Source organism: Pseudonocardia sp. Ae150A_Ps1 (genome assembly GCF_001932315.1).
In the GTDB taxonomy this organism is placed as follows: domain Bacteria; phylum Actinomycetota; class Actinomycetes; order Mycobacteriales; family Pseudonocardiaceae; genus Pseudonocardia.
Genome location: NZ_MCIJ01000001.1, coordinates 5,450,021 through 5,470,038 on the forward strand (window position 1 = coordinate 5,450,021; position 20,018 = coordinate 5,470,038).

Consider the following 20,018-nt stretch of genomic DNA (forward strand, 5'->3'; position numbering starts at 1 on the left):
GCCACGGCGCTCAGGCGGTGGCGAGCTTCGCCCGCTCGTCCCGTTCGGTGGTCGCGTTCAGGACCTGGACCTTGTCGCCGTTGTCGAGGTCGGTGAAGAACCGCTGCGCCTCGACGGCGTCGAGCTTGACGCACCCGGCCGACGCGCGGTCCCGGTCACCGCCGTGGAACGCCACCCCGCCGTCGGCGAAGAACACCGACCACGGCATCGGCGACGGCTGCCCCTCGGGCGTCGTGAACTCGCCGCTCGTGTGGTCCGCCTCCTTGCGGTACACGCGGAACGAGTGCCCGATCGGCGTCTCCTGACCGGCCCCGCCGGACGCGACCGGCACCGGCCCGTGGGTGACCGCCCCGTTCTCGATCAGCCAGGCCCGCTGCGTCTCGAGATCGACGCAGGCCCGTGCCGAGACCGAGCACGGCGTGCCCGGGACCTGCTTCTCGGCGTGCGTCTGCCGGGCGGCCTCGCTGTTCTCGGCCTCGGCGTCGGCGGTCGCGACACCGGCGGTCGCGATCCCGGCGACGACGACCAGTGCCGCCACCGCCGCGGTCGCGGCCCGGTTCCGGCGGATCGTCCTGCTCGGCACGTGCACGGCTCCTCGTGACTCGGTCGGTACCCCGACCGGTACAACGCCGACGGGTGGCTTCCGTGACGGTCGACGCACGACCCCGCCCGGGGTTGAGCCACGATCAGGTGGTCGCGGGGGAGCGGTCGGCGGGGCCGGCCCGCCGTGACTCCACTGCGTCCTCCCGCGCCGTCACTCCACGGTTACCGACTTCGCCAGGTTGCGCGGCTTGTCGACGTCCCGCCCGAGCGCGACGGCGACGTGCCGGGCCAGCATCTGCAGCGGCACGGTCAGCAGCAGCGGGGCCAGCTCGGGCTCGGTGCGCGGCACCCGCAGCACGGCGTCGGCGAGCCCGTCGGGCAGGTCGGTGTCGGTCACCGCGATCACCGGGCCGCCGCGGGCCCGGATCTGCTCGATCGTCCCGATGTTCTTCGCGAACAGGTCGTCGCCGGGGACCAGCACCACGCTGGGCATCTCCGGCGTGATCAGTGCCAGCGGGCCGTGCTTGAGCTCGGAGGCGGGGTAGGCCTCGGCGTGGACGTAGGAGATCTCCTTAAGCTTCTGGGCGCCCTCCCGCGCGACCGGGCTGCAGCGGGTGCGGCCGACGAAGAACATCGACGACGCGTCGGCGTACCGCTTCGCGACCTCGGCGATCTCCCCGTCCTGCTCGAGGACGGTGTCGATGTGGCCGGGCAGCGCGGCCAGCGCCTCGACGACCCGCCTCCCGTCGGCGACCGACAGGTCCCGGACCCGGCCCAGCAGCACGGCCAGCATCGCGAACGACACGGCCATGTTCGTGACGGCCTTCGTCGAGGCGACGGAGACCTCCGGCCCCGAGTGCAGGAACACCCCCGCGCCGCACTCGCGGGAGATCGCCGAGCCGATCACGTTCACCGCGCCGATCACGCGTCCGCCCTTGCGGCGCAGCTCCTGCACGCAGCTCAGCGTGTCGGCGGTCTCGCCGGACTGGCTGACCGCGACGTAGAGACAGTCGGGGTCGACGACCGGGTTCCGGTGCCGGAACTCCCCGGCGGGCTCGGCCGACGCCGGGATGCGCGCCAGCTCCTCGACCAGACCGGCGCCGATCTCCCCGGCGTAGTAGGCGGAGCCGCAGCCGAGGAACAGGACCCGGCGCACCCCGCGCAGGTCCCGCGGGTCGAGCTCCAGCCCGCCGAGCCGGGTCGTGGAGAACCGGGTGTCGAGACGGCCGGCCAGTGCACGGCGCACGGCGTCCGGCTGCTCGGCGATCTCCTTGGCCAGGAAGTCCGGGTGCCTGCCGAGCGCGTAGTCCTTGGACTCGGTGTCCACCGTGGTCGGCGGGATCCGGGTGGCCCCCTCGATCCCGTCGGCCCGCACGGTGACGAGCTCGCCGTCGTCGAGGAAGACGACCTGGCGGGTGTGCCGGACGACGGCGGCGAGGTCGGAGGCGACGACCATCTCGCTGCCGCCGATCCCCAGGACGATCGGGCTGCCGTTGCGGGCGACGACGATCTCCTCGGGGCGGTGCGCGTCGACGACGGCGAGCCCGTAGGTGCCCTCGACCGGCGCGAGCGCGGTCCGGACGGCGTCGGCGAGGGTCGGGGCGCCGGCGTCGAACGCCTCGGCGATCAGGTGCGGGAGCACCTCGGTGTCGGTGTCGGACACCGGCCGGACCCCGCGCGCGACCAGCCCGGTACGCAGCCCGTCGGCGTTCTCGATGATCCCGTTGTGGACGACGGCGATGCGCCCGGACGCGTCGGTGTGCGGGTGCGCGTTGCCCTCGCTCGGCTCACCGTGGGTCGCCCACCGCGTGTGCGCGATCCCGGTGCGGCCGCGCGGCGGCTCGTCGCCCAGCACGTCCCGCAGGTCGTCGACCCGCCCCGCGGTGCGGCGCACGGTGACGCGCCTGCGGTGCACCACGGCGAGCCCCGCCGAGTCGTACCCCCGGTACTCCAGCCGGGCCAGCCCGTCCAGCAGCACCGCCGCGGCCTCCCGCGGCCCGACGTACCCCACGATCCCGCACATGCAGGTCTCCCTTCCTGGTCAGCCGTAGACGATCCGGCGCAGCCGGCGCTGCGAGATCTCGCCGGGCGCGACGACGCGGGCGGCGAGCTCGGCGGCGATGTGCGGCCAGATCTCGTCGTTGCGCCGGTCCCGGGACTGCAGCTCGCGGTGCCGCCGCCGGACGAACTCCTCGGTCGTCTCCCCGAAGTGGGCGACGACGTCGGCGACCACACGGGCCGCGACGGGTTCCCCGAGTCCGGTGGTGGCGGCCACGTGGCGCACGAGATCCGGATCCACGGCGGTGATCCTCCCCGCCGCGGACCCGGAGTGCCACGATCCTGCCCGGAATCGGGCAGGGAATGGGCCGATCAGTCGTCGCGGGAGATCCGGAAGGTGAAGGTGAGCTGCCGCCATCCGCCGTCCGGGACGGTCCCGTCGGGCATCGCACCGGTCCGCGGTACGAAGTCGACGATCAGGTCCTCCTTCACCCCGAATACGGCGTCGGAGTCCAGGTGCGCCCCGCCGGCGACGAACAGCTGGGTGATCAGCTCCCGGTACCCGTCGGCCGCGATGAGGAAGTGCAGGTGCGGCGCCCGGAAGGGGTGCCGCCCGGTCGCGTCGAGCATGGAGCCGACCGGCCCGTCGGCCGGGACCGGGTACGCGGCGGGCAGGATCGAGCGGAACCGCAGCCGTCCGTCGTCGCCGGTGCGGAACCGGCCGCGTAGCACCGGTCCGTCCTCCTCGGGCAGCTGCAGGTCGTAGAAGCCGTCCTCGTCGGACTGCCAGACGTCGACGACCGCCCCCGGGACCGGCCGGTCGTCGGTCCCGGTCACGGCGACGTCGACCCACAGCGGGGTGCCCTTCTTCCCCGCCGAGACGTCGGCGCCCTGGGCGAGCTCCGGTGGTCCCTCGGTGTAGAACGGCCCGAGCACCGCCGACGACGTCGTGTCCGGCGTCCGCGAGTGGGTCAGCACGTCGACCACGCTGGACAGCCCGAGGGTGTCCGAGAGCAGCACGAACTCCTGCCGCCGCTCGTCGGTGGCGTGCCCGGTGGCGGTGAGGAAGTCGATCGTGGCCTGCCACTCCGCCTGGGTGAGCCCGTGGGTGCGGGCGTAGCCGTGCAGCGCGCGGACGAGTCCGGTGAGGAGCTCGCGCAGCCGCGGGTCGCCGGCCCGGAACGAGTCGACGACCTGGGCGGTCAGCCGGTCGAGCGTGCCGGCGACCGGGTCGGCGGGCTCCTGCGGGACCGGCCGGGCACCGGCCCACGCCTGTCCGAGCAGGTCCCGGATCCCGTCCCGGGTGAGCGGCACCGGGTTCGGGTAGGGCCGCTGCACCGCGAGGTCGGCGACGCGGTCCAGGCCGGCCTCGGTGACGCCGAGGTCCCGCAGCGCTGCCGGCCCGTCCGCGGAGACCACGAGGTCGTGCACCGCACCGGCCGGGTCCGCGGTGCCGAGCACCTCGCCGAGCCGGGGGAGCGCGGCCGCGTTGAGGGCGATCACGTGCGGCAGCAGGACGGTGTGGGTGGGCGCGTGCGGCAGGTCCAGCGTCCCGCCGAGGGTGTGCGCGAGCTTGTGCTGCACCCCCATCCCGACCCGGTCCAGGCAGGTCCCGGCCAGCCACGCACCGCGCAGCAACTGCTCGGGGTCCCCGGACCGCAGGCCGGCGACGAGCACGCGCACCGCCTCGACCGCGACGGCGTCGGTGAGCGGGGTCGCGCCCGCCCCGTAGAGCGCCTCCACGGCGTGCGCGAGGGCGTTCACCGCGCTCGGCAGCGCGACCGCGGCGGGCAGGTCGCGGACCAGGTCGGTGTCGTAGACGACGGTCTCCGGACGGATCGCCTCGGCGGTCCGGGTGGTCTTGACGCCGCCCTCGGTCTCGCCGAGCACCGCGGTGCACTCCGAGCCCGAGTAGGTCGACGGCAGCACCACCTGGTCGGCCCCGGTCCGCACGGCGATCGCCTTGGACAGCCCGATCGCCGACCCGCCGCCGACGGCCACGACGCAGTCGGCCCCGGCCTCCCGGAACGCGGCGAGGGCCTCCGCGGTGACCTCCACCGGCGTGTGGACGACGGCCCGCGGCGACCGGCCGGCCAGCAGCGGCCCGAGCACGTCGGCGACCCGCTCACCGGCACCGGACGGGCTGCGCCCGGCGACGAGGAACCTGCGGGACCGGCCGAGCCGCTCCACCTCGTCGCGGACGGTCCCGAGGGTGCCCGTCCCGAACAGCACGCGGGTGGGGGCCGGTTCGTGGACGAGGGACATGCGGGATACCTCCGGGGCGTCGGCGATCCGGTCGTGCGCCCGTCAGTATGGTTGAGAGGTCAACGATCGTCCAGGCGGCGCTCGGTGCCGCGGGGCCCGAGCAGGCGGGCCGCGTCGGCGGCGGCGCTCTCGCTGATCTCGCCGGAGATCCGTTCGATGAAGGCGTCCATCGTGGACTGCATCCGGGCCCGGAACGAGCCGAGCAGCGCCGTCGTCGCGACCGGTTGCAGGCCCTCGACCACGGTCTGGATCCGTGGCACGCCCTCCGCGGGCAGCCCGTCGCGGACGTAACCGGCCCAGACCTGCTCGGCGAACAGCTCGACGAACAGCTCCGCGATGCGCCCGGTGTGCTCGTCGAGGTGTTCGCGCAGGGTCAGGACGGCCTCGAGCGGGATACCCAGGCGGACCGCGTCCCCGCCGGCCCGCACCAGGTCCGGCCGCAGGATCCGGATCCGGCCGGGACCGGCCGGCTCGACCAGCCCGGCCTCGCGCAGCCGTGCCGTCGTGACCCCCGGCCCCGCCGTCCCGGGCCCGGCGTCCCCGGGGTCGCCCCGGAGGGTGTCCAGGGCCTCCGGTGGCAGGCCCATCCAGCCGGCGAGGGCGTCCTCGTCGATCTCGACGGGCTCCTCGGGGCGCCACGGGGCGAGCATGCCGCGGTAGAGCCGCAACGCGTCCTCGGCCGCGCGGTCCGGGTCCTGGCGCACCAGCACCTCGATGGCACCCAGGGTGAACCCGCGACGGCGCAGGCCGTTGACGAGATCGAGCCGGTCGAGGTGCTCGTCGGTGTAGCGGGCGGCACGTCCGGCCATCCGTGCGGGCGGGAGCAGCCCGCGTGAGACGTAGGTGCGGACGTTGCGCACGCTCATCCCGGCCCGGTGGGCCAGCTCCTCGATCGGATAGTCCGCCACCGCCGCGATGCTAGTGACGACGATCGTGACACCGCCTGCCGGTGATCCTATGTAACGTTCTCGGTCGATACGTCAGGGCGGTATCGGTGCAGCTCACACGGTCGTGCCGGTTCCAAGTTGCCGGATCGCCCGCGATCCGGTCCGATGGTCGGCAGCCACGACGGGGAGGTCGGCCATGAGCGACACCGGTACCGCGCTGCCCCGCGGACTCCGGCGGGCACGCCGGGCCGCGGCCCGCTTCACCACGCCCCTGCTGCCCGACGACTACCTCCTCCTGCTCAACCCGCTCTGGTCGGCGCGGGAGCTGCGCGGCCGGGGCGTGAAGATCGTCCGGGAGACGTCCGACGCCGCCACGCTGGTGATCCGGCCGGGGCTCGGCTGGTCGTTCGGCCACCGGGCGGGCCAGTACGTCGGCATCGGCGTCCAGGTCGAGGGCCGGTTCCACTGGCGGTCGTACTCGCTCACCTCCGAGCCGCGGCGCGACCGCAGGCACATCTCGGTCACGGTGAAGGCGATGCCCGAGGGCTTCCTGTCGAAACACCTGGTCGCCGGCGTCGGGCCGGGCACGATCGTGCGTCTCGCGCTGCCGCGGGGCGAGTTCGTCCTGCCCGACCCGCCGCCGTCGCGGCTGCTGTTCCTGACCGCGGGCAGCGGGATCACGCCGATCATGGCGATGCTGCGCACCCTGGACCGGCGCGGCACCGTGCCCGACACCGTCGTCGTGCACTCGGCACCCCGCAGCGGGGACGTCATCTTCGCCGCCGAGCTCGAGCGGCTGGCGCAGCGGCACCCGTCGCTGCGGCTGCACCGGCACCTCACCGGCGAGCGCGGAAGGCTCACGCCCGACGACCTCGCGCGCTACTGCCCGGACTGGTCCGAGCGCAGCACCTGGGCGTGCGGACCGTCGGCGATGCTCGACGAGGCCGAGGAGCTCTGGTCGTCGGCCGGGTGCGACGACCGGCTGCACGTCGAGCGGTTCTCCGCGGCGCTGCGCGGGGGAGAGGCCGAGGGCGGCACGGTGACGTTCGCGCGCCGGGGCTCGGCCGTCGCGGGGACGTCCACCCCGGACGACGGCGACGTCGCCGCCACCGTGGAGATCGACGGCGCGACGACCCTGCTGGAGGCCGGCGAGTCGGCGGACCTGGACCTGCCCTACGGCTGCCGGATGGGCATCTGCCACACCTGCGTCGTCGGCCTGCGGTCGGGGACCGTCCGCGACCTGCGCGACGGCAGCGAGCACCGCGCCGACCCCGACACCCCCGCGGAGAAGGTGCAGACCTGCGTCACGGCCGCCGCCGGCGACTGCGTCCTCGAGATCTGAGACCCGCACGACCGACCCGACCCCGGAGGGAGCCCACCGTGGCCATCTCGGACGTCAAGGAGTTCGCCCACCTCACCGACGCCGACGTCGAGGCGATCGGACGCGAGTTCGACGCGATCCGCGCCGACGTCGAGGAACAGCGCGGCCAGTCCGACGCGGACTACATCCGCAGTCTGATCACCTGGCAGCGCCGCCTCACCGTCGCCGCCCGGGCCACCCTGTTCGGCAGCCGGGTCCCCGCCCTGTGGGCCGCCGGCACCGCCATGCTCTCGGTCGCCAAGATCCTCGAGAACATGGAGATCGGGCACAACGTCATGCACGGCCAGTGGGACTGGATGAACGATCCGGAGATCCACTCGTCGACGTGGGAGTGGGACAACGTGTGCCCGGCCGAGCAGTAGCGGCACTCCCACAACTACCTGCACCACACGTATACGAACGTGATCGGCAAGGACAAGGACGTCGGCTACGAGATCCTCCGGGTCCGCGCCGACCAGCCCTGGCACCCGGTCTACCTCGGCCAGCCCGTGTGGAACGTGCCGCTGATGCTGCTCTTCGAGCACGGCGTCTCGCTGCACGACCTCGACGTCGAGGGCCTGCTGAAGCTCAGCGTGGACGATCCCGCGGAGTTCCGGCGCAAGCTGCGCGACGTGGGCCGCAAGCACGCCCGGCAGATGCGCAAGGACTACGTGCTGTTCCCGCTGCTGACGGGCCGTGCGTTCGTCCCGACACTCGCCGCGAACGCCACGGCCAACGTGGTCCGGAACGTCTGGTCCTACGCGATCATCTTCTGCGGGCACTTCCCGGACGGCGCCGAGGTGTTCACCGAGGAGGAGCTCGACGACGAGACGCGTGGCGAGTGGTACCTGCGCCAGCTGCTCGGGTCGGCGAACTTCGGCGGCAACCGCCTGATGCACGTGATGTCGGGCAGCCTCGGCTACCAGATCGAGCACCACCTCTTCCCGAACCTGCCGTCGAACCGGTACCCGGAGATCGCCGTGACGGTGCGGGAGGTCTGCGACAAGTACGACCTGCCCTACACGACGGATCCGTTCCCCCGGCAGTTCTGGCAGGCGACCCGGTCGATCTGGCGGCTCTCCCTGCCGGCGCGGGGGGATCCGGGAGCGGGAGCGCCGCCGGGAACGACGGGGTCTGCGCCGCAGGCCCGCGCGCACCGAGGCGGCCTGACCACCGCCCGCACCCGGGAAATCGCGGCCCGACCTGCAGGAACGTCGGTAACCGCCCCCCCCTGTTCAGGCACCTCGGACGGTCCTGTAACTTTCTCTCTGTCAGCGAGTGAGCCGGACAGAACGGGCCCTGGAGGCCCGGTCAACAGGCCCGCTGGCCACTACGACACCCCGGTCGGCCTTCGAGTTTGTTGTGGGTTTACGGTGGTGGGGTCAAGGCGATCCGCCTTCTGGATCCGGTCGGGAGATCGGTGATGGTGGTGCGGGTGTCTTTTGAGAACTCAACAGTGTGTCGAGCTATTTTTTGGTTTGGCGTTTTTGTGCCAGATTGTTTGTTTGGCTGCCGGTGCGACCCCGTCGTGCTGGTGGGCCAGTTGTTTGTAAGTCAGGGTTTTTGTTGGAGAGTTTGATCCTGGCTCAGGACGAACGCTGGCGGCGTGCTTAACACATGCAAGTCGAGCGGTAAGGCCCTTTCGGGGGTACACGAGCGGCGAACGGGTGAGTAACACGTGGGTGACCTGCCCTCCACTCTGGGATAAGCCCGGGAAACTGGGTCTAATACCGGATAGGACCTCTCAACGCATGTTGGGTGGTGGAAAGTTTTTTCGGTGGGGGATGGGCCCGCGGCCTATCAGCTTGTTGGTGGGGTGATGGCCTACCAAGGCGGTGACGGGTAGCCGGCCTGAGAGGGCGACCGGCCACACTGGGACTGAGACACGGCCCAGACTCCTACGGGAGGCAGCAGTGGGGAATATTGCGCAATGGGCGGAAGCCTGACGCAGCGACGCCGCGTGGGGGATGACGGCCTTCGGGTTGTAAACCTCTTTCGCCAGGGACGAAGCTTTTGTGACGGTACCTGGAGAAGAAGCACCGGCCAACTACGTGCCAGCAGCCGCGGTAACACGTAGGGTGCGAGCGTTGTCCGGAATTATTGGGCGTAAAGAGCTCGTAGGCGGTGTGTCGCGTCGGCCGTGAAAACTTGGGGCTTAACTCTGAGCGTGCGGTCGATACGGGCATCACTTGAGTTCGGCAGGGGAGACTGGAATTCCTGGTGTAGCGGTGAAATGCGCAGATATCAGGAGGAACACCGGTGGCGAAGGCGGGTCTCTGGGCCGATACTGACGCTGAGGAGCGAAAGCGTGGGGAGCGAACAGGATTAGATACCCTGGTAGTCCACGCCGTAAACGTTGGGCGCTAGGTGTGGGGACCATTCCACGGTTTCTGCGCCGCAGCTAACGCATTAAGCGCCCCGCCTGGGGAGTACGGCCGCAAGGCTAAAACTCAAAGGAATTGACGGGGGCCCGCACAAGCGGCGGAGCATGTGGATTAATTCGATGCAACGCGAAGAACCTTACCTGGGTTTGACATGCACAGGATCGCGGCAGAGATGTCGTTTCCCTTGTGGCCTGTGTGCAGGTGGTGCATGGCTGTCGTCAGCTCGTGTCGTGAGATGTTGGGTTAAGTCCCGCAACGAGCGCAACCCTTATTCCATGTTGCCAGCACGTAGTGGTGGGGACTCATGGGAGACTGCCGGGGTCAACTCGGAGGAAGGTGGGGATGACGTCAAGTCATCATGCCCCTTATGTCCAGGGCTTCACACATGCTACAATGGCTCATACAGAGGGCTGCGAGACCGTGAGGTGGAGCGAATCCCTTAAAGTGAGTCTCAGTTCGGATCGGGGTCTGCAACTCGACCCCGTGAAGTTGGAGTCGCTAGTAATCGCAGATCAGCAACGCTGCGGTGAATACGTTCCCGGGCCTTGTACACACCGCCCGTCACGTCACGAAAGTTGGTAACACCCGAAGCCGGCGGCCCAACCCTTGTGGAGGGAGTCGTCGAAGGTGGGACTGGCGATTGGGACGAAGTCGTAACAAGGTAGCCGTACCGGAAGGTGCGGCTGGATCACCTCCTTTCTAAGGAGTCTCACCATGTGGTGGGGCACCGGCTCGTTTCTTTCGTTTCTTCTGAAATGTGGGAATGTGTTGGTTCCTTAACTGAGATCGCGCTGTCGGCCCCGAGTGTGGGTCGGGTGTGACTGGGTGGAACGCAATGGACGTCAAGCTGTGGTTCGGCACACTGTTGGGTCCTGAGGGGACACCGGTTTGGTGGGTGTTGTCTTTGGCCGCGTGGGTTCTGGGTTGTCCTAACGCCTTCTGGTTGGGGGTGGTGGTTGCCTGGGGTCTTCTGTGGTTGTGGGTTGAGTGTTGCATAGTGGATGCGAGCATCTTGTTGTGGTCAAGTTGTTAAGAGCACATGGTGGATGCCTGGGCATCAGGAGCCGATGAAGGACGTGGGAGGCCGCGATAGTCCTCGGGGAGTTGTCAACCGAACTGTGATCCGAGGGTGTCCGAATGGGGAAACCCAGCACCCGTCATGGGGTGTTACCCGTACCTGAATTCATAGGGTGCGTGGAGGGAACGTGGGGAAGTGAAACATCTCAGTACCCACAGGAAGAGAAAACAACAGTGATTCCGTGAGTAGTGGCGAGCGAAAGCGGAAGAGGCTAAACCGTGTCCGTGTCAAGCCGGCAGGTGTTGCGGATGCGGGGTTGTGAGACGTGCTGTTCATCTTCTGCCGAGGATGGGGCGGTCCAGTGTTTGTGTTAGCGGAACGACTCTGGGATGGTCGGCCGTAGTGGGTGAGAGCCCCGTACGCGAAAGCATGAGTCTGGTCGTGGGCATTGTTCTCGAGTAGCAGCGAGCTCGTGGAATTTGCTGTGAATCTGGCGGGACCACCCGTTAAGCCTAAATACTACCTGGTGACCGATAGCGGACTAGTACCGTGAGGGAAAGGTGAAAAGTACCCCGGGAGGGGAGTGAAATAGTACCTGAAACCGTGTGCTTACAAGCCGTCAGAGCCTGGAGCAGTCTTGTGCTGCAGGGTGATGGCGTGCCTTTTGAAGAATGAGCCTGCGAGTTATGCTTCGTGGCGAGGTTAACCCGTTGTGGGGTAGCCGTAGCGAAAGCGAGTCCGAATAGGGCGGTGGAGTCGCGGGGTGTAGACCCGAAGCGGAGTGATCTACCCATGGCCAGGGTGAAGCGTCGGTAAGACGCCGTGGAGGCCCGAACCCACCAGGGTTGAAAACCTGGGGGATGAGCTGTGGGTAGGGGTGAAAGGCCAATCAAACTTCGTGATAGCTGGTTCTCCCCGAAATGCATTTAGGTGCAGCGTCGTGTGTTTCTCATCGGAGGTAGAGCACTGGATGGCCTAGGGGGTCGACAAGCTTACCGAAGTCAGCCAAACTCCGAATGCCGGTGAGTGAGAGCGCGGCAGTGAGACTGCGGGGGATAAGCTTCGTGGTCGAGAGGGAAACAGCCCAGATCACCGGCTAAGGCCCCTAAGCGTGCGCTAAGTGGGAAAGGATGTGGGATCGCCCGGACAACCAGGAGGTTGGCTTAGAAGCAGCCACCCTTGAAAGAGTGCGTAATAGCTCACTGGTCAAGTGGTCCTGCGCCGACAATGTAGCGGGGCTCAAGCGCACCGCCGAAGCCGTGGCAATGACACTGTTGTGTTGTTGGGTAGGGGAGCGTCCTGCATGTGGTGAAGCCCGGGAGTGATTTACGGGTGGAGGGTGTGGGAGTGAGAATGCAGGCATGAGTAGCGAATGCAGAGTGAGAATCTCTGCCGCCGGATGACCAAGGGTTCCTGGGCCAGGTTGTTCCGCCCAGGGTGAGCCGGGACCTAAGGCGAGGCCGTCAGGCGTAGTCGATGGACAACGGGTTGATATTCCCGTGCTCGTGATAGTGCGTCCATGCCGGGGCCGGTGATGCTAACCATCCGAACCCACCTTCGCTCCTTCGGGAGTGTTGTTTGTGGGGGAGCGTGGGATCCGATCCGGTAGTAGGCAAGTGATGGGGTGACGCAGGAGGGTAGCTCCGCCACGCGGTGGTTGTCGTGGTGTAAGCCTGTAGCCCGAGTCCTAGGTAAATCCGGGGCTCATCAAGGGTGAGAGGTGATGCGTAGCCGATTGAGGCGAAGAGGGTGATCCCATGCTGTCGAGAAAAGCCTCTAGCGAGTGCTGTTGCGGCCCGTACCCCAAACCGACACAGGTGGTCAGGTAGAGAATACCGAGGCGATCGAGCGAACTGTGGTTAAGGAATTCGGCAAAATACCTCCGTAACTTCGGGAGAAGGAGGGCCATCTGCCTTGAAGCCCCTTCGCGGGCTAGGGGTGGGTGGTCGCAGAGACCAGGCCCAAGCGACTGTTTACTAAAAACACAGGTCCGTGCGAAGTCGCAAGACGATGTATACGGACTGACGCCTGCCCGGTGCTGGAACGTTAAGAGGACCTGTTAGCCCCTTTGGGGGCGAAGCGGAGAATTTAAGCGCCAGTAAACGGCGGTGGTAACTATAACCATCCTAAGGTAGCGAAATTCCTTGTCGGGTAAGTTCCGACCTGCACGAATGGCGTAACGACTTGGGCGCTGTCTCGACCACAGACTCGGCGAAATTGCATTACGAGTAAAGATGCTCGTTACGCGCGGCAGGACGGAAAGACCCCGGGACCTTTACTATAGCTTGGTATTGATGCTCGGTTCGGCTTGTGTAGGATAGGTGGGAGACTGTGAAGTCGTCACGCTAGTGGCGGTGGAGTCGTTGTTGAAATACCACTCTGGTCGAATTGGGTGTCTGAACCTCGGGCCATGATCTGGTTCAGGGACAGTGCCTGGTGGGTAGTTTAACTGGGGCGGTTGCCTCCTAAAGAGTAACGGAGGCGCCCAAAGGTTCCCTCAGCCTGGTTGGCAATCAGGTGTTGAGTGTAAGTGCACAAGGGAGCTTGACTGTGAGACTGACGGGTCGAGCAGGGACGAAAGTCGGGACTAGTGATCCGGCACCTCCTGGTGGAAGGGGTGTCGCTCAACGGATAAAAGGTACCCCGGGGATAACAGGCTGATCTTGCCCAAGAGTCCATATCGACGGCATGGTTTGGCACCTCGATGTCGGCTCGTCGCATCCTGGGGCTGGAGTAGGTCCCAAGGGTTGGGCTGTTCGCCCATTAAAGCGGTACGCGAGCTGGGTTTAGAACGTCGTGAGACAGTTCGGTCCCTATCCGCCGCGCGCGTTGGAGACTTGAGGAAGGCTGTCCCTAGTACGAGAGGACCGGGACGGACGAACCTCTGGTGTGCCAGTTGTCCCGCCAGGGGCACGGCTGGTTGGCTATGTTCGGGAGGGATAACCGCTGAAGGCATCTAAGCGGGAAGCCTGTTCCAAGATGAGGTCTCCCACCACCTTGAGTGGGTAAGGCTCCCAGTAGATGACTGGGTTGATAGGCCGGAGATGGAAGCCTTGTGAGGGGTGGAGTTGACCGGTACTAATAGGCCGAGGGCTTGCCACAACATGTTGTTCGCATCCACTGTGTGACCCTGAGTCTACAACCCCGTTGGTTGTGTGGTCTCTGTTTCCTGGGTCTTCTTGTGTCCCACCGTGGTGTGGGGTGTGAGGGGGTGTGGGGTGTAATTGGATAGTGTTGTCGGTGGTTATGGCGGTAGGGGAACGCCCGGTCCCATTCCGAACCCGGTAGCTAAGCCTTCCTGCGCCGATGGTACTGCACTCGACAGGGTGTGGGAGAGTAGGTCGCCGCCGACATTCAACATTTCAGGGGATCCCTCGGACCGTTTCGGTCCGGGGGATTTTCTGCGTTACGGGCCCGGTTTTCCTGGTGGCGGGCCGGCGGTCCGGTGGGTCCGGGGCGCGGGTCCTGGGGTGTCGTCGACGCCGGATGGGTGTGTCGTCTGCGGTCGTCGCGCGTTCCGCTGAACACCGCCAGGTCCGCGCAACACCGCCAGGACCGCGCAACGCTGCCAGGACCGCGGAACGCTGCCAGGTCCGCGTTCCGCGGAACGCGGTCGGGACGCGGACGGGTTCTCGGAGCGCGATCTGCCCGACCGGCGGGCGCCGACCGGGCGCCGACCTTGGGCCGACCCGCTGGCGAGCGGCTCCCACAGCACTCCCGGGGCCCGCAGACCGTCCTGCGCGTTCCGCGGAACGCGCCCGCACGGGCGTCCCCCAGGTCGTTCACGCCGGCGGCCCCGACGGCTGCTGGTGGGCCCAGGCGGGTGAGAAGAGTGCATCGTCGTCGGCACCTGAACGGAGAACGGGTGCCGCCCCAGGGGACCCGGCACCGGTGGACATGTCGCTCGTGGCTGGGGTGGCCCGGTGGCGGGCGGCTCCCATGACTCTCGGTCGGCCTGCGCGGACGGTGGTGCGCGTTCCGCGGAACGCGCACCCTGGGTCCCCAGTACGCCGTTCCCGCTGGTGGGGCCGGTCGGGTGTGAGGAGGACGGACCGCCGTCGGCACCCGAGCGGAGGGCGTGCGTGGCCCGGACACCTGACATCGGTGGCCGGCTCGCCCGTCGTGCCGCTGGAGCCGCGTGCGTTCCGCGGAACGCAGGAGAGCGGACCACCTCGGTCGCCGCGCCGGGTCGCTGCGACGTGTCGGTGCGCGTTCTGCGGAACGTTCCGGGTGGGTGACGTTGCACAGGAATGGAGCCGCGGTGACGGAGGTGGTCCCCCGAACCGGCAGCCTGCCGGACCCGACGGGATGCGTTCCGCGGAACGCGGGGTCCGGCTGGGTCCGTGGTCCGTGGCGCAGGACTGATGGTGCGGAGTGCGTTCCGCGGAACGCGCCGGTGCACGGTGCTCCGAGGTGACGGCCCGACGCCTCGCAGGCGCGGGAGGACCGAGCGGCGTTCCGCGGAACGCGCATCGTCAGGGTCTGCGAGCGCCGTCGCTCGTTCGCACTGTATGCCCGATGAACGCCGACGCTGCCGTGTCCGTCGGGACCCGCGCTCTCTGCCGATCTGCGGCCCCGTGCACGGGATGGCGTGCGGCGCGCCGTGTGCCCGAGTGCGTTCCGCGGAACGTGACCGGCGCGGCGTTCCGCGCTGTCGCGGCACGGCCTGTGTGGACGGTGGACGGCACCGCGTCGCGCGACGGGGGCCGCGTTCCGGGACGCGCCGCACGCAGACCACCGATGTGGGCGCCTGCTCGTCCTGCAGCCCGTCCTGTGCTCCCGTGCACAGATTGATGTATGAAGAACGGAAATTTGTATACTTGAGCGTGGGTCGATCCGGAGGCCCGTCGTCGTCGAGGAAGGTCCGCATGAGCACCGCAACTCCCACCCGTCCCTGCTTCCATCTCGCGATCCCGGTCGACGACCTGGCGGCCGCCCGCCGGTTCTACGGCGACGTCCTGGGCCTGCCCGAGGGCTGGTCGTCGGACATCTGGGTCGACTGGAACTTCCACGGCCACCAGGTCGTCACGCACGTCGCCCCGCGGTCGACCCCGCCCGCGCACAACCCGGTCGACGGGCACGACGTCCCGGTGCCGCACTTCGGGCTGGTGCTCCCGGTGGCCGGGTTCCACGAGCTGGCGGACCGCCTGCGCGCGGCGGGCACCGCGTTCGTCATCGAGCCGTACCAGCGGTTCGCGGGCGAGTCCGGGGAGCAGTGGACGATGTTCCTGACCGACCCCGCCGGCAACAACCTGGAGTTCAAGGCGTTCGCCGACGAGTCCCAGATCTTCGCGAAGTAGATGTCCCGCACCAAGGCCGGCGCGATCCACGACGCGCTGCGCGACGAGATCGTCGCCGGCCACCGCGCGCAGGGTTCGGTGCTCGACGAGGCCGAGCTCGCCGCGACGTTCGGCGCCTCCCGGACACCGGTCCGGGAGGCGCTGCGCCGCCTGCAGAGCGAGGGGTTGCTGACCACCGGCAGCCGTCGTCAGATGCGGGTCGTCGACCTGTCCGGCCACCGCAGCGACGCACACCGCCGGGAGATCGCCACGGTGCGCGTCGCGCTGGAGGGGGCCGCGGCGGCCGAGGCGTGCACCGTGCACACCGAGGGGGAGGTCGATCCGCTGCGGGTCGCCGTCCGGCGCCAGCGGCGGGTCGCCGCGACCGGGGACGTCCAGGGCTTCCTCGCCCTCGACGAGGAGTTCCACCGCGGTCTCGCCGCGCTTGCCCGGATGCCCACGCTGTCGCTCCTCCTCGAGCAGCTCGGTGCGTTCGTCCGGCTCGCCCGGCAGGGCGTCCCGACCGACACCGGGCACATGCTCGGTCTCGCCGACGAGCACGATCACCTGCTCGACCTGCTGGAAGACCGCGACCCGGGTGCGCTGCGGGAGGCGCTGTCGTCGCACATCCACGACCTGGGTCCGCGCGGGAGTCGCAACGAGTTCTAGACCGAACAGGGGGCGGCGGGAACCCGACGGCCCCCGTGTACGACAGTGACGGTATAGACTGTCAGCTGTGCCGCGAGGTGGTATCCGCCGCCCTCGACGGCGAGGCCGCCCCCGAGGAGCGCGCGGCGGCCGACGTGCACCTCGACGGGTGTCCCGCCTGTCGCACGTACGCCGCCGGCGCCGAGCGCGTCACCCGCCTCACCCGGGTACGCCCGGCGGAGGAGGTACCGGACATCGCGGCCGCGGTGCTGTCGGCGCTCGGCGTCGACGACCCCGACACCGTGGCCGTCCCGTCGGCCCGGCCGGACCTGACCTGCCTGGCCGGGGGCTGCTGCGGCGGCGACGTCGTCGCCGATGTCGTCCCCGGTGCCGAGCGGTCGGCGTGCGGCTGCCTGGCCAGCTGCGGCTGCGGCTGCCAGGGCGGCGCTCCGTGCCGGTGCGGCACGAAGGCCGCCTGAGGCCGCCTGAGCACGGGCGCGGACCGGGGACCACCCCCGTGACGGCACCGGCCGGGGCCTGCCATCCTGGCAGGCGTCGCGCACGACCCGCACCGTCCGGCGCGCGGGCCACGGCGAGGAGCAGGAGGGACCGCATGAGCGAGCAGCCTGCCCCCCACGCCTCGACGAGCCCCGAACTGGAGGACGAGCTCACCCGGATCGCCTGGCGCGTGGAGCGCTGGATCGACCCCGGGCCAGCCGCCGTCGTCGCGGGCGCGTCCGTCGCCGCGATCTCGGCGTCGCTGCTGATGCCCTGGTCCGTCCACGCCGACGGCTGGCAGATCCTCGCCGGGCACGTCGTGATGGGTCCGCTGCCGCGGCTGTTCACCGTGGTCGCGGCCGTCGGGCTGGTCGTCTCCGTCCTCGCGCTGCTGACCCGGTTCTGGCCACTGGCCTGGACGGCGGCGACCTGCACCGGGGTCGGTGCGCTGACCGGCCTGTGGGCGGTGTGGGCACGGCAGACCGGGAGCCCGGAGGCCGACATCGGCCCGGGGCTGGTGGTGACCGTGCTCGGCGTCTGCGTGCTGTTCGCGACCTGGGCCCGGATCGTCGTCGCCGCCGGCACGCACGTGCCGGGAGCCCCACCGGCCTGACCTCAGCCGGCCGGCCGCAGCCCCGCACGGACGGCGAGGGCCCGCACCGCGGCGGCGACCTGGCCCGGCGACTCGTGCACCGGGGTGTGGCCCGTGCCGAGCACGACGAGCTCGCCGTCGCCGACCGCCGCGGCCAGCTCGGCCGCGCGTTCCACCGGCCGCGTCGGGTCGTGCCGTCCGTGCACGACGGTCACCGGCATCGTCAGCGCCGCGAGCCGCGGTTCGAGATCGAGGTCGCGTTGGCTCGCGAGCACCTGGGCGACGGCCTCCGGTGTCACGCCCGCGGCGTAGTCGCGCAGGACGGCCGCGAACTCCGCCGTGGGAGGCGTCGCGAACGAACGGTCCAGGACGGCCTGCCGCAGCTCCGGGCCCCACGCGGTGCGGACCCGCTCGATGATCGCGTCGACGTCGCCGTGCCCGCGCATGTGCGCCCCGGTCCCGACGGCCACGAGCCCGGCGACCAGCTCCGGCCGCTCCGTCGCCAGCCACAGCGCGACCGCTCCGCCGGTCGAGTGCCCGATCAGCAGGACCGGGCGGCGCCCGGCCGCGGCGACGGCGTCCCCGATCCGGTCCGCGACGGCGGGCACCGTCCACGGGCCGGAGCCGGTCAGCCAGTCGACCGGCTCGACGTCGAAGCCGTCGCCGAGGGTCGCGGCCAGCGCGTCGAACACGGCGGGGGAGCACAGCGTCCCCGGCACCGCGACGACCGGCACCGGCCGGCTGGGTCCGCTCCCGCTCATCCGGCCAGTGTGGCGCGCCGGCCCTCGGCCAGGTCCTCCAGGTCGGACACCGCGGCGTCGGCCTGGGGGAGCGCCAGCATCGCCCGCTGCGCGCGGCGCATCTGCGCGCGCACCGGGGCCCCGCGGTCGCCCAGCAGCTCGGCGCAGGTCTCCGCGACCTGCACGGGGTCGGGTGGGCAGTGCGCGCCGATCCCGAGCGCGGCGACCCGCTCGGCGTTGTGCTCCTGGTCGCCGAACTGCGGCAGCACCGCGAGGGGCACCCCGTGCCGGACGGCCTCCCGGACGCCGTTGTAGCCGCCGTGGGTGAGGAACAGGTCGGCGCACTGGAGCAGCAACGGCTGCGGCACCCAGGGCGACGGGTGCACGTGGTCCGGGAGGTCGACGTCGTCGAGCGGCAGCCCGCCCGTGGACAGCACCACCTCGGCGTCGAGCCGTGACACGGCGTCGACGACCGTGCGCAGCGCGACGTGCGGGTCGACCGGGCCGCGGGGCGGCGGCTCCCCGGCGCGGGCGGCGTCCTCACCGCGCCGGGCCATCATCGGCATCGCGGTCCCGATGCCGGCCAGCACCAGCGGACGCCCGGCCGGGAGCTCACCGATCCAGGCCGGCAGCGTCTCGCCACGGGCGACCTGGTCGTCCTGCCGGAACGCGAGCGGCGCCGTGATCCCGGGTGCGGCCAGCGAGAACTCGGCCGGCATGCAGTCCAGCCTGCCCCAGCGGTGCAGGGCCGCCGGGGCGGCGGGCGCCGCGAACCCGAGGTCGCGGCGGCGCTCGGCGAGGGCGTCGGCGACGATCTCCGGGGTCAGCACGTTGCCCGCACCCGACGGCGCCGCCACGCACGGGACACCCAGGTGCTCCGCGACCAGCAGGCCGGCGGTCTCGCCGCCGTCGCGCAGCACCAGGTCGGGCTTGCCGTCGCGGTCGCACACCTCCAGCAGCGCCCGCGCCGAGCCGGTGACCTGCGGGCCCGCGAACAGCGTCGGCAGCATGGCCCGGGTCAGCTCGGTCGTGCTCAGCGACGCCGGGTCACCGAGCGCGGCGAGGACCGGCCCCAGGTGCTCGGCGGCCTCGGTCATCGGCGCGAACACCGCCTCGACCCGCACCGGGGCGTCGGCGAACACGCCCGCGACGTCCGGCGCGCAGGCGACGACGACGTCGTGCCCGGCCGCGCCCAGTGCCCGCGCGAACGGCAGCACCGCCCGGCCGTGGGAGGGGGACCCGGTCACGCTGCAGAGGACTCGCACCCCTCGATGATCATCCGAGTGGTTGCGGGATGCAAACGGTCAGCTCCGGGTCCACCGGCCGAGCACCATCAGCGTGCGGGTACCGGTGACGGTCCCGGTCCGCCGCAGCCGGTCCACCACCTCCTGCAGGTGGTCGAGGTCGCGGACCCGCATCTGGACGAGCGCGTCGAGGTCCCCGGCGACGGTGTAGACGGCCTGCACCTCGGGCTGGCGGGACGCCGTCTCGACGATGTCGCCGACGCTCGTCGCACCGGCGTAGCGGACCTCGCTGAACGCCTCCACCGGCCAGCCGAGCCTGCGGTGGTCGACCTGCACGGTGAAGCCGGTGATCCCCCCGATCTCGCGCAACCGGTCCACCCGGCGCTTCGTCGCCGCGGTCGACAGCCCGACCCGGCCGGCCATGTCGGCGAAGGTGCGGCGGCCGTCCTCGTGGAGCAGCCGGAGCAGCGCGTGGTCGATGCCGTCGACCTCGGGGTTGTCGGGCACGGGACCTCCGGCGCAACGATGTCCTGTCTATCGGGTGGTACAAGCGTATCCGTTG

At 69.9% G+C, this 20,018-nt stretch carries 15 protein-coding genes and 3 rRNA genes; 10 read left to right on the forward strand and 8 right to left on the reverse strand.

The genetic code is table 11. The features are described 5' to 3' along the window. Positions 1-10 precede the first annotated feature (10 nt). From Ae150APs1_RS25640 to Ae150APs1_RS25660, 5 genes are all read right to left on the reverse strand, one after another. The gene (locus Ae150APs1_RS25640) at positions 11-583 is read right to left on the reverse strand and encodes a L,D-transpeptidase (protein ID WP_349289896.1); all 573 of its coding nucleotides are present in this window, start codon (positions 581-583) and stop codon (positions 11-13) included. Between the two features lie 171 nt (positions 584-754). Further along, positions 755-2,566: a glutamine--fructose-6-phosphate transaminase (isomerizing) gene (glmS, locus tag Ae150APs1_RS25645; RefSeq protein WP_075300803.1), complete on the reverse strand. Its 1,812-nt coding sequence runs from the start codon at positions 2,564-2,566 to the stop codon at positions 755-757. A gap of 18 nt (positions 2,567-2,584) precedes the next feature. Further along, positions 2,585-2,842 (reverse strand): hypothetical protein, encoded by a 258-nt coding sequence (locus tag Ae150APs1_RS25650; RefSeq protein ID WP_075300804.1) that lies wholly within the window; start codon positions 2,840-2,842, stop codon positions 2,585-2,587. A 71-nt stretch (positions 2,843-2,913) separates the two neighbouring features. Continuing rightward, positions 2,914-4,806 (reverse strand): maleylacetate reductase and hydroxyquinol 1,2-dioxygenase domain-containing protein, encoded by a 1,893-nt coding sequence (locus tag Ae150APs1_RS25655; RefSeq protein ID WP_075300806.1) that lies wholly within the window; start codon positions 4,804-4,806, stop codon positions 2,914-2,916. A 59-nt stretch (positions 4,807-4,865) separates the two neighbouring features. Beyond that, entirely contained in the window at positions 4,866-5,714 is an 849-nt protein-coding gene (locus Ae150APs1_RS25660) for a MerR family transcriptional regulator (RefSeq protein WP_075300808.1), read from the reverse strand. Positions 5,715-5,889: 175 nt separating this feature from the next. Here Ae150APs1_RS25660 and Ae150APs1_RS25665 point away from each other — a divergent pair, with 175 nt between their 5' ends. The 10 genes from Ae150APs1_RS25665 (at position 5,890) to Ae150APs1_RS25705 (ending at position 17,493) form a co-directional block, all read left to right on the forward strand. Beyond that, a complete protein-coding gene (locus tag Ae150APs1_RS25665; protein WP_075300810.1) occupies positions 5,890-7,035 on the forward strand; it encodes a ferredoxin reductase in 1,146 nt (381 codons plus the stop codon). A gap of 38 nt (positions 7,036-7,073) precedes the next feature. Next, positions 7,074-7,436 (forward strand): hypothetical protein, encoded by a 363-nt coding sequence (locus Ae150APs1_RS34735; RefSeq protein ID WP_349289897.1) that lies wholly within the window; start codon positions 7,074-7,076, stop codon positions 7,434-7,436. Positions 7,437-7,475: 39 nt separating this feature from the next. After that, positions 7,476-8,477: an acyl-CoA desaturase gene (locus Ae150APs1_RS34740; RefSeq protein ID WP_349289898.1), complete on the forward strand. Its 1,002-nt coding sequence runs from the start codon at positions 7,476-7,478 to the stop codon at positions 8,475-8,477. Positions 8,478-8,616: 139 nt separating this feature from the next. After that, positions 8,617-10,136: ribosomal RNA gene (locus Ae150APs1_RS25675) — 16S ribosomal RNA — on the forward strand. A gap of 320 nt (positions 10,137-10,456) precedes the next feature. Then, positions 10,457-13,557: ribosomal RNA gene (locus tag Ae150APs1_RS25680) — 23S ribosomal RNA — on the forward strand. A gap of 134 nt (positions 13,558-13,691) precedes the next feature. After that, positions 13,692-13,808, forward strand: a 5S ribosomal RNA gene (gene rrf / locus Ae150APs1_RS25685). The 16S, 23S and 5S rRNA genes sit together here, the layout of an rRNA operon. A 1,515-nt stretch (positions 13,809-15,323) precedes the next feature. Next, positions 15,324-15,755, forward strand: a complete 432-nt coding sequence (locus Ae150APs1_RS25690) for a VOC family protein (protein ID WP_075300812.1) — start codon at positions 15,324-15,326, stop codon at positions 15,753-15,755. Then, on the forward strand, positions 15,756-16,403 hold the full coding sequence (locus tag Ae150APs1_RS25695; protein WP_075300814.1) for a GntR family transcriptional regulator: 648 nt from the start codon (positions 15,756-15,758) through the stop codon (positions 16,401-16,403). 35 nt (positions 16,404-16,438) lie between these two features. Continuing rightward, positions 16,439-16,861: a zf-HC2 domain-containing protein gene (locus Ae150APs1_RS25700; protein ID WP_075300816.1), complete on the forward strand. Its 423-nt coding sequence runs from the start codon at positions 16,439-16,441 to the stop codon at positions 16,859-16,861. 134 nt (positions 16,862-16,995) lie between these two features. Beyond that, positions 16,996-17,493, forward strand: a complete 498-nt coding sequence (locus Ae150APs1_RS25705; protein ID WP_083680557.1) for a hypothetical protein — start codon at positions 16,996-16,998, stop codon at positions 17,491-17,493. A 2-nt stretch (positions 17,494-17,495) separates the two neighbouring features. Here Ae150APs1_RS25705 and Ae150APs1_RS25710 read toward each other — a convergent pair whose 3' ends face one another. The 3 genes from Ae150APs1_RS25710 to Ae150APs1_RS25720 are packed head-to-tail and all read right to left on the reverse strand — an operon-like array spanning position 17,496 to position 19,963. Then, on the reverse strand, positions 17,496-18,233 hold the full coding sequence (locus tag Ae150APs1_RS25710; protein WP_249266480.1) for an alpha/beta hydrolase: 738 nt from the start codon (positions 18,231-18,233) through the stop codon (positions 17,496-17,498). Continuing rightward, positions 18,230-19,459: a glycosyltransferase gene (locus tag Ae150APs1_RS25715; protein ID WP_083680556.1), complete on the reverse strand. Its 1,230-nt coding sequence runs from the start codon at positions 19,457-19,459 to the stop codon at positions 18,230-18,232. Before Ae150APs1_RS25715 ends, Ae150APs1_RS25710 begins: the two co-directional genes overlap by 4 nt. 57 nt (positions 19,460-19,516) lie before the next feature. Beyond that, positions 19,517-19,963 carry an Lrp/AsnC family transcriptional regulator gene (locus tag Ae150APs1_RS25720; protein WP_075300820.1) on the reverse strand — a complete coding sequence of 149 codons (447 nt, stop codon included), beginning with the start codon at positions 19,961-19,963 and terminating at the stop codon, positions 19,517-19,519. Between the last annotated feature and the right edge of the window lie 55 nt (positions 19,964-20,018).

Excerpts from the sequence above, each read along its gene's own strand:
- glmS (WP_075300803.1), bottom strand. The coding sequence starts at position 2,566 with ATGTGCGGGATCGTGGGGTACGTCGGGCCGCGGGAGGCCGCGGCGGTG.
- Ae150APs1_RS25655 (WP_075300806.1), bottom strand. The coding sequence starts at position 4,806 with ATGTCCCTCGTCCACGAACCGGCCCCCACCCGCGTGCTGTTCGGGACG.
- Ae150APs1_RS25665 (WP_075300810.1), top strand. The coding sequence starts at position 5,890 with ATGAGCGACACCGGTACCGCGCTGCCCCGCGGACTCCGGCGGGCACGC.
- Ae150APs1_RS25690 (WP_075300812.1), top strand. The coding sequence starts at position 15,324 with ATGAGCACCGCAACTCCCACCCGTCCCTGCTTCCATCTCGCGATCCCG.
- Ae150APs1_RS25695 (WP_075300814.1), top strand. The coding sequence starts at position 15,756 with ATGTCCCGCACCAAGGCCGGCGCGATCCACGACGCGCTGCGCGACGAG.
- Ae150APs1_RS25705 (WP_083680557.1), top strand. The coding sequence starts at position 16,996 with ATGAGCGAGCAGCCTGCCCCCCACGCCTCGACGAGCCCCGAACTGGAG.
- Ae150APs1_RS25710 (WP_249266480.1), bottom strand. The coding sequence starts at position 18,233 with ATGAGCGGGAGCGGACCCAGCCGGCCGGTGCCGGTCGTCGCGGTGCCG.